The sequence below is a fragment of the Rhizobium sp. CC1099 genome, assembly GCF_029714385.1.
Lineage (GTDB): Bacteria > Pseudomonadota > Alphaproteobacteria > Rhizobiales > Rhizobiaceae > Rhizobium.
In genome coordinates, this window is the sequence record NZ_CP121642.1 from 1,475,528 (window position 1) to 1,489,433 (window position 13,906).

Genomic DNA, 13,906 nt, shown 5'->3' on the forward strand with positions numbered 1-13,906 from the left:
TGTTCTTGCGTGGCACAGTTCTGGGAGTCTTGGTATCCGTGTTCTGCTTTGAAGCGGCTCGCGCGGATGTCATGTTACAGCGCATTCAGATCAAGAGCGGCCCTCCCGTCATTCTGCTCAAGGGCGAATTCAGCCAGGTTGATGATCCTGAACTCCTTTCGCGCGAGGTAGCGGCGAGCGGAGCGAAGGTGATAACCTTCGACAGCAACGGCGGCAATGTCCTTGCCGCAATGGCCTACGGTCGGATGATCAGGTCGCTCGGCCTTTCGACATTTCAGCTCCGGACAGTCCAATGCGCCTCCGCCTGCACGCTGGCGTTCGTCGGCGGCGCGATCCGTCAAGCAGAACCGGGGGCGATCGGTGTTCATCAGTCTTCGTTCTCACCAGAGAGCGATCTCGACGGCCACGCGGCCGTTGCCGCCGTCCAAACGATGACCGCACAGATCATGACCTACCTTATCGAGATGGGTGTCGATCCCAAGCTGCTGCAGCTTAGCCTGTCCGTCTCTACCGACGACATGCGATATCTAACCGCCAGCGAGATGCAGACCTACAACGTAACGTCAGGTAGCGCGGGTGATGCGCCGGAACGGTTGGGGACGACGGCTAACGCGGTTCCGCCCGCCGTCCCATCCACGACGACCCGGGAGGTCTCACCCTCGACAACCGAGCAAAGGCCCTTGCCTTCGTGACCGCCTATCACGACGCGTGGTCCCGCGAGAATGCCGATGCTTTCGCATTCATGGAAAAGGCTTACGAAGAAACCGTTGAGTTCTACGGGAAGACGACGCCCAAAGCTGCGGTCATCGAAGAGAAGCGCAAGTTCGCGACGCGATGGCCGGTCCGGGCCTACAGCGTGAAACCAGGATCGGCGCAGGTGGTCTGCTCGAACACCTGTAAGGTGGATGGCGTCGTAGACTGGTATGCCAAGCGCGACGTTGGTGATCGCGTTTCGTCAGGAACGGCCGAGTTCTCTCTGGTTTGGGACCAGAGGGCCGGGACGATCATCTCTGAAACCGGAAAAGTCATCGCCGCCGACAAGGAAGTTTACCAGCCTGTCCGGCTAATCTCCCAGTGGCGCGAACAGAACTCGGCGTGTCGGGGCGGCAGTGGGGATTCAGATGAAACGCTATCAGCCTGCGACCGACGAGAGGCCTTAGGTTCGAAGCTCAAGGCCGTCGGCTGGTGCTTTGGCCGCGAAGGCGAATACGGCTACCAGATGGACTGGCATGCCTGCGATGCATCGTCCCAGGAGGCATCGGCCGCCATTGTCTCCGGCGTATCGGATGCCGCGCGGCCGAAGCCTGGCGATTTCCCGACCCGAGATCGACTTACTAGGAAGACGGTGCTGCCAGACTTCAAGGGCAGAGATCGCGACTTCAACAGCTTCAGAACCCGTATTCGAGAAGGAATGCGTCAGGGACCGAACTTCGCCGGACACTACTCGGTCATCCAGATCGGATGCGGTGCTGGTTGCTCATTCGTCATAGTCGCAGATAACAGGACGGGTCGGCCTACAAATTTCCCGCGCGGCGGCGAAGGGAATATGTATCTCGACCTGGACTATCACCTCGATAGCCGACTTCTGGCCGCGCAGTGGCTGGATTACGATGTGGGCCGATGCTTTCTTGAGTATTTCGACTTCGACCGCGAGGCATGGAAACCCCTAAGCAAGACCGATATCGGGACTACCGAAGTCTGTTATAAGCCAATCAGGGACAATCTCCGCTGATCTCGCAGAACAGGCGGGAACGGTGCGATGCAGAACGAAATGACGCTCAGGGAAACCGCCCTAAGGCCTCGCTTTCGCTAGCGCAGTGGTCGAAATCGCCCGCCGATTTCGGTCTCAATCCGGCTTCGGCCGACGACCAGCTCGTGGCCGCCACGATGACATTCGCCCCGGGGCAATGCTCCTCTCGTACGCTACCGCTCCAAGAATTTCAGCCAGGCGTGCAACGCTGACCGCATTTGAGCCGGGGACGGACTACGCTATCTCGGTCAAGCCGCGTGGCGGGTTCTAGGCCATAGCCTTGCCGCTCATTTTGGCAGCCCTGCCTTGATATAGCCTTCGATAAAATGTTGGCGGTCGGCATCGTCACGGAACGGCTGTGTATTTCCCCACTTCCGGGCCGAAAAACTCGGGAATTCCGAGAGGAAGTTCCGCCCGACTTTATGGGCTTCAGCGGTCTGTCCGAGTTGCGCGAGCGCGGCGGCAAGATTGCGTTTTGCGCCAGGTCCACCGGCCTGTGGTTGGCGAAGCGTCTCGACAGAATCTTGATATCGACGAGCCGCATACTGGGCCCAGCCGAGGAACGAGTAGTAGTCGCCAGGCGGGTACGGGTTGAGACGAAAACTATTCTCGGCACATTCGACGGCATCTATCGCGCGCCCCTCGAACACCCTGAGATCGGCAAGCAAGGCCCAGCCTTCGGAATGATTGGGATTGAGGCGAAGCCCCTGCTCGAACTCGGCCACTCCGGCTTCGAATTCCCCCTCGTAGGCACGCAGGTAGCCTAGAACGATATGCGCGTCAGCGTTTCCCGGATCGATCTCGACGGCTTTCTCCGCGGCAGCACGGGCGGCAGCACGATGTTCGTCTACAGATTCCCCATAGTACAACGCATCGAAATGGTGGCTCATCGCGAGCCAGGCATGTGCCCCGGCAAAGTCCGGATCAATCTCGATGGCCCTGACCAGGAGTGGACGAGCGGCCCTTGTTTCCCGAAGTGATTGCGTGGCGAGCGCGCGGCCGCGAACGAACAGATCGTATGCCTGAAGATTGGTGGCCCTGCGACTCGGAGGAGGCCTTGCCGAGGGCAAAGCGTCAGCAAGGGCGATTACGATTTTGCCGACAACTTCGTCCTGCAGCGTGAAGATGTCCGCCAGGTCGCGGTCGAACCGTTCAGCCCACAGGCAGCTGCCGTTGGACGCGTCGATGAGCTGCGCATTGATCCGCGTGCGCGTCTGCACCCTACGCACGCTTCCTTCGATGAAATAGCGAGCACCAAGCTGCCTGGCGATCACGCGCAAATCAATCGATCGATCCCTGTAGGCAAAACTCGAATGCCCTGCGATCACCAAGAGTCCGCGAACCTTGGAGAGATCGGTAATCAGGTCTTCAGCGAGTCCTTCGGCAAAATACTCCTGCTCGCCATCGCTGTTCGGTGTGGCGAACGGCAAGACGGCGATGGAAGCCATTTGAGGGAGTCCCAGCGGAGTTTCCCTCAGTACGCGATTCTCCTGCGCAAGCGAGTCAGGCCCTGCGAGGGTGGCCTCCCAGCACACTCGATAGACCCGAATCGGGCGGGCTATGTTCTTCAACGCACACTCGCCCTGATCGTCAAAGCGGACCGGCAGCTTGCGATCAACGTGCTCATGAACGGTGTGGCTTATAAGGACGCCGCCTGGTTCGGCCATGGCCTCCAGCCGCGCCGCGACATTGACGCCATCACCGAACACGTCATCGTGGTCGGTCAGGATGTCACCGAGATTGATGCCAATGCGAAAAGCCAGTCGTCGATCTTCGGCGACATCTTTGTTGCGTTCCGCTATCGCCCGCTGGAAGTCGACGGCGCAGCGCACGGCTTCGATGGCGCTCGCGAATTCCGCCAGGAATCCGTCCCCTGCTGTCTTGAAGATGCGCCCCCTGTGTGTTCCCACCGCTGGCCGAACGACGTCCCGCAAGAGCAGTTGCAGCCGCCCGTGAGTTCCCTCCTCGTCCCGCTCCATCAAGCGACTGTAACCTGCGACATCAGCCGCAAGTATCACTGCCAGCTTCCTCTCGGGTCCGGCAGAAACCAAGACTGGTTCGTCATCGTCCGGCATTCGGTGAGGTTACGCCGCACCAAATTTGCCTTCAAGCAAGAATGTTGACACGATTGGGCGTCGGAGTCCGACAGTATAAGGCGCAGAGACCATTTTTTCGCTGGTTCGGCAGCCCGAATTCATCAACGAAACAGCATTTCAGAGTTCGAGCGTTTGTGGCGACGCTCACTTAGCGGCCGCCACCCCCATTGCTATCCGGCCAAACGCTACCTGGCTCCCAGCCGTGACCTTTCCCAAGGAGATCAGGTCCTCAACCAGGTTCGGATTGATGATGACGAGGTCAAAGGGTTCCCCAGCTTCAATCTGCTTCTTTACTGTCGGATTGAGCTCCCACTTGACCGAAACTGTGAAACCTGTGGCCGCTTCGAACCGGGGATATGAGAGCAAGGACGGCGGGTCGGACCGCAATAGCGCCAAAAAGCCGGATTTCCTGATTCATGGCCTAACCTGAAATCGGTCGAAACGACCTTATAATACGTATCAAGCCTGCATTCCACGGCTGCCCGGCCATTCTATGCTCAGCGCCCCGACGCGCGTGTCTGCATCGACACACTTTCCCGTGCCCTAATTATTCGCCACGATTCCAGACGTTGTTCCCAGGTTGGCAGCGGAGTCTGCGTCAGCTACCGTTCGCCGACTGAATGGAGGATGGCTGACGATATGTGCAATCTCTATCGGATGGACGACCGCGACTGGGTCAACAAATGGGCGCAGGATGCCGAAAGCCTGATCAACTTGCGAGGCGACGACGCGCTCGTTCCTCGCGCTTGGCTGGCCGAGCCATCGTAAACACCTGCATGCATTCCCAACTCGGCAATGTTTCGATGCAGAAAGTCTTTGCTCGTGCATGGCAGGCATAATTGCAGTTGCGGTAGAGATTTCAAAAGTCGTTGGCGATCGGATACATCGGATCAGTCATCTGGGATCGGCAACGGCAGCCACCCTAGATATCCGCTCCTTGCGTCGAACTGCGCGTCGCCAAGATCTTGTCGATGCGCATACCATCCATATCGATGACCTCGAATCGCCATCCGTCAAACTCGAAAACCTCACCGGTCTCCGGGATGTGCTGGAGCTGATGAAGGGCAAAGCCCGCAAGCGTATGGAAATCGGCATCCGGTTTATTGCGCAGGCCTAGTTTTTCGAAAGCGTCGAAGGCCGGCATCATTGCATCAACAAGCAGTGAGCCGTCTTCGCGAACGACGATAGCCGGTTCCTCGTCGGACCCCGGCAATTCCCCGGCGATCGCCTCCAGCAAGTCCGTTTGCGTGACAATCCCCTCCAGACTGCCATATTCGTCGATGACGATAGCGAGGTGGACCGGTGACGCCTTGAAGCTGCTGAGCACGCGGACCACCGAGGTTCCTTCGTGAAGCACCAGCGGCTGCTTGATGACATCCATCGGCCGGATCTTGCCGCCGTCCAAAACTTGATCGAGCAGGTCCTTCTTAAGAACCATCCCGATCGGCTCGTCGATTGAGCCGCGAGCGACGAGAAGCTGTTCGTGCCTGCATTCCCTAATCGTCCTCAGGATTTCTGCCTCGCTGTCGTCGGCGTCGAACCACTCGACATCGAGACGCGGTGTCATGACGTCGGAGATTGGTCTCTCGCCGATATTGAGCACGCGCTCGACGAGCTGCTGCTGCACCTGGTTGAGAAGACCCGCCTCCTGGCTTTCGGCCACCAGCAACTTCAGCTCTTGCGGTGAATGGAAGGAGGATTCGCCAGTTCCGGCATGAAGGCCGAAAGCACGAAGCACGAGGTTACCCATACCATTGAGGGCAAATATCGCCGGCTTGAATATGATAAGAAAGAACCCAAGCGGCCGGACCACGGCCAATGACGTTCCCTCGCTACGCTGGAGAGCGAGGCTCTTCGGTGCCAGTTCGCCAAGCACGATGTGAAGCGCCGTTATGATCACGAACGCAATGACGACTGCGATGGCATGAGAGCCTGTCCTGGCCCAGCCACCGGGCAGCCATGCCAATAGCGGCTCGATCAGATGCGCCAGGGCCGGTTCGCCGACCCAGCCCAGAGCGAGTGAAGAGATCGTTATGCCGAGCTGTGTTGCCGCAAGGTTTGCATCGAGATTGTCCACGGCCCGCTGAAGCGCTGAAGCGTTCATACGTCCGGCGGTCACGAGCTCGGTCACGCGGCTGCGCCTGACGGAAACCAATGCGAATTCGGCAGCCACGAAGAAACCGTTGGCGCCTACGAGAAAAAACACGGCAAGAATCCCGACATAATCAAGAATACTGCCATCTTGGCCCGTCATGAGTTGATCGTCCCTAACTGTTGAAGGAAACAATATCGTAGCATGTGCAAGCGCAAACGGGCACGCGCCAATAGAGACTGTTTTGTCTTTTCCATGAGCAGGAGCGCAGACGAAAGTGTCGATCGCAAACCGTGGCAGCGACCGACCTCCGTGCAGCGTCGCTGATGCCTAAAAGGAAAGGTCGAGAACCCGGCCCTCGAAGAGGCGATCTCTCGATCCTTCAAGATGGGCCTGCATCAGATCCCGGGCGTCGTCTGCCCGGCCGTCGGCAATTGCCTTGTAGATTTCATCGTGTTCCTGAAACACTTTCTGAAGCCCTTGTCGGGGGCCGAGAAGCGAGAGCCCATGCAGATGCATACCGACCGCGATATGCGGTTTGAGGGCGTCCATGGAGGCCGTGTAATAGTGATTGTTCGCAGCCTCAGTGACAGCCCGATGAAACAGGAAATCGGCGTCCGTTCGATGAAGCTGGTGATTCGTCGCCTCGCGAAGATCCGCAAGCGCTGTTGCGATCTTCTCAAGCGCTGCACTGTCGCGGCGTTTGGCGGCGAAGTAGGCCGCCGCGGGCTCGATCGTCAGGCGGAATTCGTAGCAACGCTGAATGTCCGCGATCGTCTTGACAGGCGAGTATGCCAGTTGCGCGGCAGGCGAACCGTGGGCGCTGACGAAGGTTCCGGCCCCCTGTCGGGCATAAACCATGCCCTGGTCGCGCAAGCGTGCGAGCGCGTCGCGAACGATCGGGCGCGATACGCCGAGCATCGAAGCCAGTTCATGCTCTCCCGGCAAGCGTGAATCAGGAGGATAGTTTCCGGCGCGAATACGCTCCAGAAGCTGGTCGAAGACGCGATCGACCAGCTTCACGGCCTTTCCGCGTTCTGGCTTTGCAGCTGGGCCGGTGCCCGCGTTCAAAGATGCGCCATTTGCTTCATCCACGTTCATTCTCCCCGCCGGCATCCGCTACGCCGCCTGATTCCGCACAATCAGTCTTAGCAAACTATCGGCGCTGCCGAAGCCCCCGGACTTTACCGCAGAACGGAGATGCCGCCCGTCTGCGGCTGTAACGTCGAACCACGGCACACCTGCCTCGATTTCACCTTTCGGGACAAGGAGGCGGATACCAAGCTCGCGAAACACCGCAAGCGCAGTATCACCACCGCCAACCATCAATATATCCGGCCGCGTATCGTCCATGGCCGATTTTACGCCTTTCGCAAAGCGATGCGCTACGGCTGCAGCATCATCTGCTATTTCGCCGCTACAGCGAAGCAGAGCCGGCAGCGCCAAGCCTTCGCCGCATTCCACAACCCCCATCGGTGCGTCGGCGACCGTGCGCAAGGCACCGGATGCCTCAAGGCGGTCCATCTGCTGGGCCGTAATCGGATCGCGGGAACCGAAGGCAAAGAGCGTCTTGCGGGCCGGCTCAAAGGTTTGGCTTTGCCCGCCTGCTTTACCCAGGCGTCGGGCCAGGGCCGCGCCAAGGCCACGCGCGCCGACGGCAAGAACCGAACGCCAATCATTTTCGCCGGCGATAGAGTCGAGATCAATATCGTCCTCGGCATCTGCAACAGCAACTGTTTGCGAATGGTTGGCAAAAAGCTCGGCAACTGGGATCGGATTATCGACACCGCGCCCGACGACGCAGCCGCGATAAGTAAAGCGCTCCTGATCTGGAACCGCCGGCGCGACCAGAACCGACTTGAAGGCGAATACCTCGGCAAGGGCCGAGCTTTCGGCAGCGACGTTGCCTTTTAACCTGGAATCGATCTTCTTCATGACGATCGCAGGTTCGGCGGGTAGCAAGACCTCTGCTGCGAGCCGCACCCTGTATGCGGCGGCATCCTCGGCAAGAGCACGCGAGGCTGTGTTGATCACGACGACATCGGCGCTCATCGCAATCGCCTCTTTTGCCGCCTCGACATCAATGGCAACCGCAACCGCAAGCCCTGCCTTCACGAACGGCGTGCCCGTATCGAGCGCCCCGGTCAGATCGTCGGCAATGATGGCGACTTTCAGCGTCATGTCGTCTGTCCCGTATTGACGGCGTGGCAGGCAACGAGATGGCCGGGTTTTGCTTCCTTCCATTCCGGAACGAGCCTGCTGCAGACATCGATTGCGATCGGGCAGCGGGTGTGGAAGCGGCAGCCGGGCGGCGGGTCGAGCGGACTTGGAACGTCACCCTGCAGGATCTGGCGCTTGCGGCTTCGCTCGTGAGAAGGATCGGTTTCCGGCACGGCCGAAAGTAGCGCCTTCGTATAGGGATGCAGCGGATTACCGAACAGCTCTTCGCGGCTGGCAAGCTCGGCAAGCCGGCCGAGATACATGACGCCGACGCGCGTGCTGATATGGCGGACGACCGCCAGGTCATGCGCGATGAAGAGATAGGTGAGGCTGTATTTTTCCTGCAGGTCGAGCAGCAGATTGATGATCTGTGCCTGGATCGACACGTCGAGCGCTGAGATTGCCTCGTCGCAGACGATGAATTTCGGCTGGCAGGCAAGCGCACGCGCGATGACGACGCGCTGGCGCTGGCCACCTGAAAGCTCATGCGGATAACGCTGCGCAAAGCGCGTCGGCAGCCCTACATCACTCAGGAGGGTTGCGACCCTGTCCTTGAGCTCGGCCTTGGCGCACAACTTGTGGAAGAGGATCGGTTCGCCGATCGCCTCGCCGATCGTCATACGCGGATTGAGCGTCGAATAGGGATCTTGAAAGACGATCTGCAGGTCGCGGCGGAATGGCCGCATTTCCTTTTCGCCAAGCCTCGACAGATCCTGACCCTTGTAGACAACCTTGCCGCTCGTCGCCTTGTAGAGATTGAGGATCGTGAATCCGGTCGTCGATTTGCCGCAACCAGATTCCCCGACAAGGCTCAAGGTCTCGCCTTCCATGATATCCAGATTGACGTTGTCGAGCGCATAGACGGTTGCCGAGCGCTCGCCGAAAGCGCCGAGCTTGACGTGGAAGTGCTTGACCAGGTTTTCGATCTTAAGAAGCGGTTCCGCGCCCATCACGCAGCCTCCTGCATTTTCTGGACCACAAAACATGCGGCGCGGTGGTTGGCGGCTCCAGCCAAAGGTTCAAGCTTCGGAACGCGCTCGTGGCAGATCGCCTCGACAAGCGGACAGCGCGGGGCAAACGGACACCCCTTCGGACGGCTGCCAGGCTCAGGCGGTGTTCCCCCAATCGAACTTAGACGGCTTGCAGGCGCATCCGAAAGCTTAGGGATCGACGCAAGCAGCCCCCGCGTATAAGGATGGCTCGGCCGGGCATAGAGCTCATCGACCGGCGCATCTTCGACGACAGTGCCGGCATAAAGCACGGCCACGCGATCGACGAGACCTGCAATCAGCGCCAGATCGTGCGTGATCCACACGACCGACATGCCAAGCTTGGCCCGCAGCTCCTTCACGAGATCGACGATCTGGGCCTGGATCGTGACGTCGAGCGCCGTGGTCGGTTCGTCGGCGATCAGAAGCTTCGGATTGCAGGCAAGGCCGATTGCGATCATCACGCGCTGGCGCATGCCGCCGGAAAGCTCATGCGGGTAGGCCATCAGGCGTTCCTCAGGGCCGGGAATACCGACCAGTCGCAGGAGTTCGACCGCCCGTACGCGGGCATCTGCCTTGCTCATCTTGCGATGATAGATCAGCGGTTCGCAGATCTGGTCGCCGACACGCATCACCGGATTGAGCGAGGTCATCGGATCCTGGAAGACGAAGCCGATGTCACCACCCCGCACCTTCCGCAAATCGGCGTTCGACATCGTCTGCAGATCGCGTCCGTCGAAATATGCCGTGCCCCTGGCGACCTTGATCTTGTTTGGCAGGAGCCGCATCAGGCTCAGCATCGTCAAGCTCTTGCCGCAGCCGGACTCGCCGACGACGCCGAGCGTTTCGCCCTTGTTGACGTAAAGATCGATGCCATCGACCACGACGGCGGTACCGCGGCGTGTCTCGATCTCGACGGTGAGGTCGCGCACGTCCAGAAGGTGTTCAATGGTCGTCGTGTTCATTACTTGCTGCCCCGCGGATTGAGCGCGTCATTGAGACCGTCGCCCAGGAAACTGAAAGCAACCGAGGCAAGGCCAAGCACAGCCGCCGGCGCGGCAAGTAGGTGCGGATAATGCTGCCAGACACGCAGGCCATCAGAGATCATGTTACCCCAGCTGGGTGTGGGCGGATTGACGCCGACACCGAGGAAACTGAAGGCGCTTTCAAGCACCATCGCCGTACCGAGACCGGCGCTGACGGAAACGATCAGCGGACCGAGCGCATTCGGAATGACGTAGCGCTTGATGACGATCCAGTTCGAAAGGCCGAGCGCCTGCGCCGCCGTGATATAGGGCCGGCTGCGGATCGACAGGACCTGGGCGCGGACGAGACGGGCGTAAGGCGGCCAGGCGATCAGGGCCATTGACCCGAAAACCAGGATGAAATCCACCCAAACCGTCTGACGATAAAAAGGATTGAGCGTCTCCAGGTAGCGGGCCTCCATCCAGTTGGTTATCGGCGATTTCAGCGAAGCGTTGATGACGACGACCAGGAGCAGGTTCGGCACGGACATGGTGACATCGGTCAGCCACATGAGGACGCGATCAAACGGATCACCGAAGAAGCCAGCGACAGCGCCGAGGGTCAGTCCGATCAGAACGGCGACGAGCGTGACGATCACGGCGACGAGAAAGGCAGTGCGTGTGCCGTAGACGACGCGGCTGAAGACATCCCGGCCAAGATCATCGGTGCCGAATAGATGTGTCAGCGAGGGCGCGGCGTTGCGGGCCCCAAGGTCCTGGCCCAGGTAGTCATAGGGCGTAAGGTATGGTCCCAAGACCGCTGCGAGGGCCAGCACAAGGACAACGGCGAGGCCGAAAAGGGCAAGTCTGTTGCGCTTCAGGCGGAACCAGGCATCGCGCCACAGGCTGACTGGCGGTTCTTCGGCGGTCTCGATCGTCGAGAGGGGGACGGCGGACATTGTCAGCGGCTCCTTCTTGCATCGTTGGCGCGTGGGTCAAGCAGCGGATAGAGAACATCGACCAGAAGGTTCGAGACCATGACTAGGAAGGATCCGATGAGCGTGATCGCCAGGATGACGGGATAATCGGAATTCGTGAGCGCCTGCACGGTTAGGCGGCCGAGGCCGGGTAGGCCGAAGACCAGTTCGACGAAGATCGCACCGTTGACGATGGTGATCATGATGAGCCCGAGCTGGGTGACGACCGGGGTCAGCACCGGGCGCAGGATATGCCGGAGAGCGACGACGATTTCCGGCACGCCCTTGGCGCGTGCCGTGCGTACAAAGTCCTCCGACAGCACTTCAATGACTGCCGCACGCGTCTGGCGTACGATAAGCGCGATCGGCTGAAAGGACAAAACAATCAGGGGCAGCAGAATGCGGACATCAAAGATACCGCCCCAGCCGTAGGGAACCTTGATCATCGGCAGGAAGACGATCAACCCGACCATGAGCAGCGGGCCGGCGACATAGGCAGGAATTGCCCATAAGAACAAGGCCGAGCCGAGGATCGTATAGTCGAGCTTGGAATTCTGATTGAGCGCTGCGATCATGCCGAGGGGGATGGCGACGACCGCTGTCAATATGATGGAACAGAGCGCCAGTTTGAAGGAGACGGGGGCGGCTGCCGAAACCATCGCCCAGACCGAGCGGCCCGAGGTCAGCGAATTGCCGAACTGGCCATGCAGCAGGTTCCAGATGTAAAAGCCGAACTGCTCGATGAATGGTTTGTTGAGGCCGGCGCTCTCTCGAATGGCTTCAATACGCTCCGGATTATAGGCGACGTCGCCCGGTGCACGAAGAAAGATCAGCTTGATCGGATCGCCGGCACCGTAAAATGCCATCGCATAAACCGCCATCATCACGACAAGGACGGACGGAATCCAGATGGCAAACCGCGTTAACACGTAGCGAAACAAAGCCACCTCCACCTGTTGTTCGGCGCAGTTTTCACGGGGGGTCGCCGCGGACAACCGCGCCTTCTGCTTGAACATGCGCGAAGGCCTCATGGTCTTCGCGGTTGCCGTTCAGCTACAAAGATCGGCGAAAGCCGTCATGCTTGGCCGATGGAAATGTCCCATGGTGCAACGACTTGCCAGTCGAGGTTCTTCTCCATGCCCTTGACCTCCTTCGTCGCCCAGCGGGACATCGCCTGAGAATACCATGGAATGAAAACCCAATCGTCGCGGAACGCCTTTTGAGCCTCCTGCGCCAATTTCACGCGCTGCGGGTCGTCGGCAGCCTTGGTCGCGGCTTCGGCAAGCAGGCTGTCCACCTTGTCGTTCTTGTAACCGCCGAGCTTGTTCTGGGCGTTCGAGGACGTGGAGGCGATGGAACCGGCAAGATAGGAAACGGCATCCGGGACGCGCGTGCCGACATCGTCGCGGAAAATCTGAACCGAGTTCTGGTCGGGCCCGGCATAGGCGTCCTGCTGCGGCTTCATGTCGACTGCGGTAATGCCGAGGTTCTGGCGCCACTGTTCCGCGATGAACTGGGCAGCTGCCTGGATCGCGGGCGCCGAGACGCCGACGAACATGATCTTCGGCAGCCGCTCGGGACCACCATAGCTCGATTCAGCAAGCAGCTTCTTTGCGCCTTCCGGATCAAAGGGATAGGGTTCGAATCCGGAGCCGTCCGCACCTGGTACGGAATTCAGGATCTGGTCTGCCTTCTTGTGCGGCCCATCCGGATAAGACGCCTTGAAAAGACCGTCGCGATCAACCGCCATGATCAGTGCCTGACGCACTTTCGGATCGTTCATCGGTGCACGCGAGGTGTTGAACCAGAAGTGCTGGCTCGTAGGAATGATCGGGCCTGCCGAAAACTCCGGGCCGAGATCCTGGATAATCGTCGAGGTGACGAGTTCCGTGTGGACGTTGTATTCACCGGAATTGATGAGCGAAGTCGCCGTCACGTTGTCTTCGATCGAGCTGATCTCGATGCGAGCAAGCTTCGGCTTCGCACCGAAGAAATTCTCGTTCGGCTCAAATGTCAGAGTCCCTGCGTCGATGTCGATGCTCGTGAGCTTGAAAGGACCCGAATAGACGGCATTGTTGTCCGGCTTATACCAGTCGGCAATCTCCTCGCCGTCGCTGCCTCTCGACTGCGACGCCTTGGTCACCGGAATAATATGGTTTGCCAGGCGCATGAAGAAAATCGGGTCAGCTTGCGTGAGCGTAACAGTGACCGTTCCTTCATCCGGCGTTGCAACCCCGGTAAGCTCAGTGCCGGAACCGGCTCCGATCTCTTTGTAGCCTTGCACCTTGCTCAGCACTTGGTCGGCGCGCTGGCTCTTGGTGTTCGGCATCGAGGCCACTTCCCATGAACCCTTCACATCCGCCGACGTGATCTTGCTGCCGTCGGAAAAAACAGCTTTCGGATCGATCTTGAAGGTCCAGACCTTGTTGTCGGACGATTCCCAGCTCGTGAATACATAAGGCTGCAACTTGCCTTCTGTGTCGAAATACATCGGCGATGCCCACCAGAAAGAATTCCAGCGGAAGGTTCTGCCGCCGCCGCGCAGCGGCGACCAATCCTGGTCGAAAGCCGGATTGATGGCTTTCAGAACCTGACCTTCCTCGGCCATGACAACACGTGCGCTCATGCCGAACATCGTCAGGCCGACGCCTGCCGCGAGGCCGAGCTTCAGCGCATCACGGCGCGAAATTTGTGAGACAGTCTGGTGCTCGCGAATTGTCATCTGCTCCTCCCATGAGCATTCAATGCGCCCTCGAAAGCCCTCCCCGAGCCAGCGCGATGGAATGAGCCGCAGAGTTGCGCGACAATGTAAATCTG

11 protein-coding genes and 2 pseudogenes are annotated in these 13,906 nt (G+C 59.4%); 3 read left to right on the forward strand and 10 right to left on the reverse strand.

Annotation, left to right across the window (positions count from 1 at the left end):
* Nucleotides 1–71 precede the first annotated feature (71 nt).
* Both QA644_RS28260 and QA644_RS28265 read left to right on the forward strand, forming a co-directional pair.
* Nucleotides 72–692, forward strand: coding sequence for a hypothetical protein (locus QA644_RS28260; protein ID WP_283072605.1), 621 nt, complete (start codon nucleotides 72–74; stop codon nucleotides 690–692).
* Nucleotides 693–742: 50 nt separating this feature from the next.
* On the forward strand, nucleotides 743–1,732 hold the full coding sequence (locus tag QA644_RS28265; RefSeq protein WP_283072606.1) for a hypothetical protein: 990 nt from the start codon (nucleotides 743–745) through the stop codon (nucleotides 1,730–1,732).
* 305 nt (nucleotides 1,733–2,037) lie between these two features.
* Here QA644_RS28265 and QA644_RS28270 read toward each other — a convergent pair whose 3' ends face one another.
* Both QA644_RS28270 and QA644_RS28275 read right to left on the reverse strand, forming a co-directional pair.
* On the reverse strand, nucleotides 2,038–3,729 hold the full coding sequence (locus QA644_RS28270) for an adenylate/guanylate cyclase domain-containing protein (RefSeq protein ID WP_283074040.1): 1,692 nt from the start codon (nucleotides 3,727–3,729) through the stop codon (nucleotides 2,038–2,040).
* A gap of 270 nt (nucleotides 3,730–3,999) precedes the next feature.
* Nucleotides 4,000–4,264 (reverse strand): annotated as a pseudogene (locus QA644_RS28275) (substrate-binding domain-containing protein); the annotation flags it as partial.
* Between the two features lie 221 nt (nucleotides 4,265–4,485).
* Between QA644_RS28275 and QA644_RS28280 the strand changes: the two are divergent.
* Nucleotides 4,486–4,563 (forward strand): annotated as a pseudogene (locus QA644_RS28280) (SOS response-associated peptidase); the annotation flags it as partial.
* Between the two features lie 205 nt (nucleotides 4,564–4,768).
* Here QA644_RS28280 and QA644_RS28285 read toward each other — a convergent pair.
* From QA644_RS28285 to QA644_RS28320, 8 genes are all read right to left on the reverse strand, one after another.
* The gene (locus QA644_RS28285) at nucleotides 4,769–6,100 is read right to left on the reverse strand and encodes a hemolysin family protein (RefSeq protein WP_283072607.1); all 1,332 of its coding nucleotides are present in this window, start codon (nucleotides 6,098–6,100) and stop codon (nucleotides 4,769–4,771) included.
* A 168-nt stretch (nucleotides 6,101–6,268) separates the two neighbouring features.
* Entirely contained in the window at nucleotides 6,269–7,033 is a 765-nt protein-coding gene (locus QA644_RS28290; protein ID WP_194731001.1) for a FadR/GntR family transcriptional regulator, read from the reverse strand.
* 24 nt (nucleotides 7,034–7,057) lie between these two features.
* The gene (locus QA644_RS28295; protein WP_283072608.1) at nucleotides 7,058–8,119 is read right to left on the reverse strand and encodes a four-carbon acid sugar kinase family protein; all 1,062 of its coding nucleotides are present in this window, start codon (nucleotides 8,117–8,119) and stop codon (nucleotides 7,058–7,060) included.
* Nucleotides 8,116–9,108, reverse strand: a complete 993-nt coding sequence (locus QA644_RS28300; protein ID WP_283072609.1) for an oligopeptide/dipeptide ABC transporter ATP-binding protein — start codon at nucleotides 9,106–9,108, stop codon at nucleotides 8,116–8,118. The genes QA644_RS28295 and QA644_RS28300 overlap by 4 nt, the downstream gene beginning before the upstream one ends.
* Nucleotides 9,108–10,112 carry an ABC transporter ATP-binding protein gene (locus QA644_RS28305; protein ID WP_283072610.1) on the reverse strand — a complete coding sequence of 335 codons (1,005 nt, stop codon included), beginning with the start codon at nucleotides 10,110–10,112 and terminating at the stop codon, nucleotides 9,108–9,110. Before QA644_RS28305 ends, QA644_RS28300 begins: the two co-directional genes overlap by 1 nt.
* Nucleotides 10,112–11,071 carry an ABC transporter permease gene (locus QA644_RS28310; protein WP_074072113.1) on the reverse strand — a complete coding sequence of 320 codons (960 nt, stop codon included), beginning with the start codon at nucleotides 11,069–11,071 and terminating at the stop codon, nucleotides 10,112–10,114. The genes QA644_RS28305 and QA644_RS28310 overlap by 1 nt, the downstream gene beginning before the upstream one ends.
* A 2-nt stretch (nucleotides 11,072–11,073) precedes the next feature.
* Nucleotides 11,074–12,030 (reverse strand): ABC transporter permease, encoded by a 957-nt coding sequence (locus QA644_RS28315; protein ID WP_028739795.1) that lies wholly within the window; start codon nucleotides 12,028–12,030, stop codon nucleotides 11,074–11,076.
* 134 nt (nucleotides 12,031–12,164) lie between these two features.
* Nucleotides 12,165–13,811, reverse strand: a complete 1,647-nt coding sequence (locus QA644_RS28320) for an ABC transporter substrate-binding protein (protein WP_194730996.1) — start codon at nucleotides 13,809–13,811, stop codon at nucleotides 12,165–12,167.
* Nucleotides 13,812–13,906 lie beyond the last annotated feature (95 nt).

Coding starts and splice junctions, on each gene's coding strand:
- QA644_RS28260 (WP_283072605.1), top strand. CDS start 72: ATGTTACAGCGCATTCAGATCAAGAGCGGCCCTCCCGTCATTCTGCTC.
- QA644_RS28265 (WP_283072606.1), top strand. CDS start 743: ATGGAAAAGGCTTACGAAGAAACCGTTGAGTTCTACGGGAAGACGACG.
- QA644_RS28270 (WP_283074040.1), bottom strand. CDS start 3,729: ATGGAGCGGGACGAGGAGGGAACTCACGGGCGGCTGCAACTGCTCTTG.
- QA644_RS28285 (WP_283072607.1), bottom strand. CDS start 6,100: ATGACGGGCCAAGATGGCAGTATTCTTGATTATGTCGGGATTCTTGCC.
- QA644_RS28295 (WP_283072608.1), bottom strand. CDS start 8,119: ATGACGCTGAAAGTCGCCATCATTGCCGACGATCTGACCGGGGCGCTC.
- QA644_RS28300 (WP_283072609.1), bottom strand. CDS start 9,108: ATGGGCGCGGAACCGCTTCTTAAGATCGAAAACCTGGTCAAGCACTTC.
- QA644_RS28305 (WP_283072610.1), bottom strand. CDS start 10,112: ATGAACACGACGACCATTGAACACCTTCTGGACGTGCGCGACCTCACC.
- QA644_RS28310 (WP_074072113.1), bottom strand. CDS start 11,071: ATGTCCGCCGTCCCCCTCTCGACGATCGAGACCGCCGAAGAACCGCCA.
- QA644_RS28320 (WP_194730996.1), bottom strand. CDS start 13,811: ATGACAATTCGCGAGCACCAGACTGTCTCACAAATTTCGCGCCGTGAT.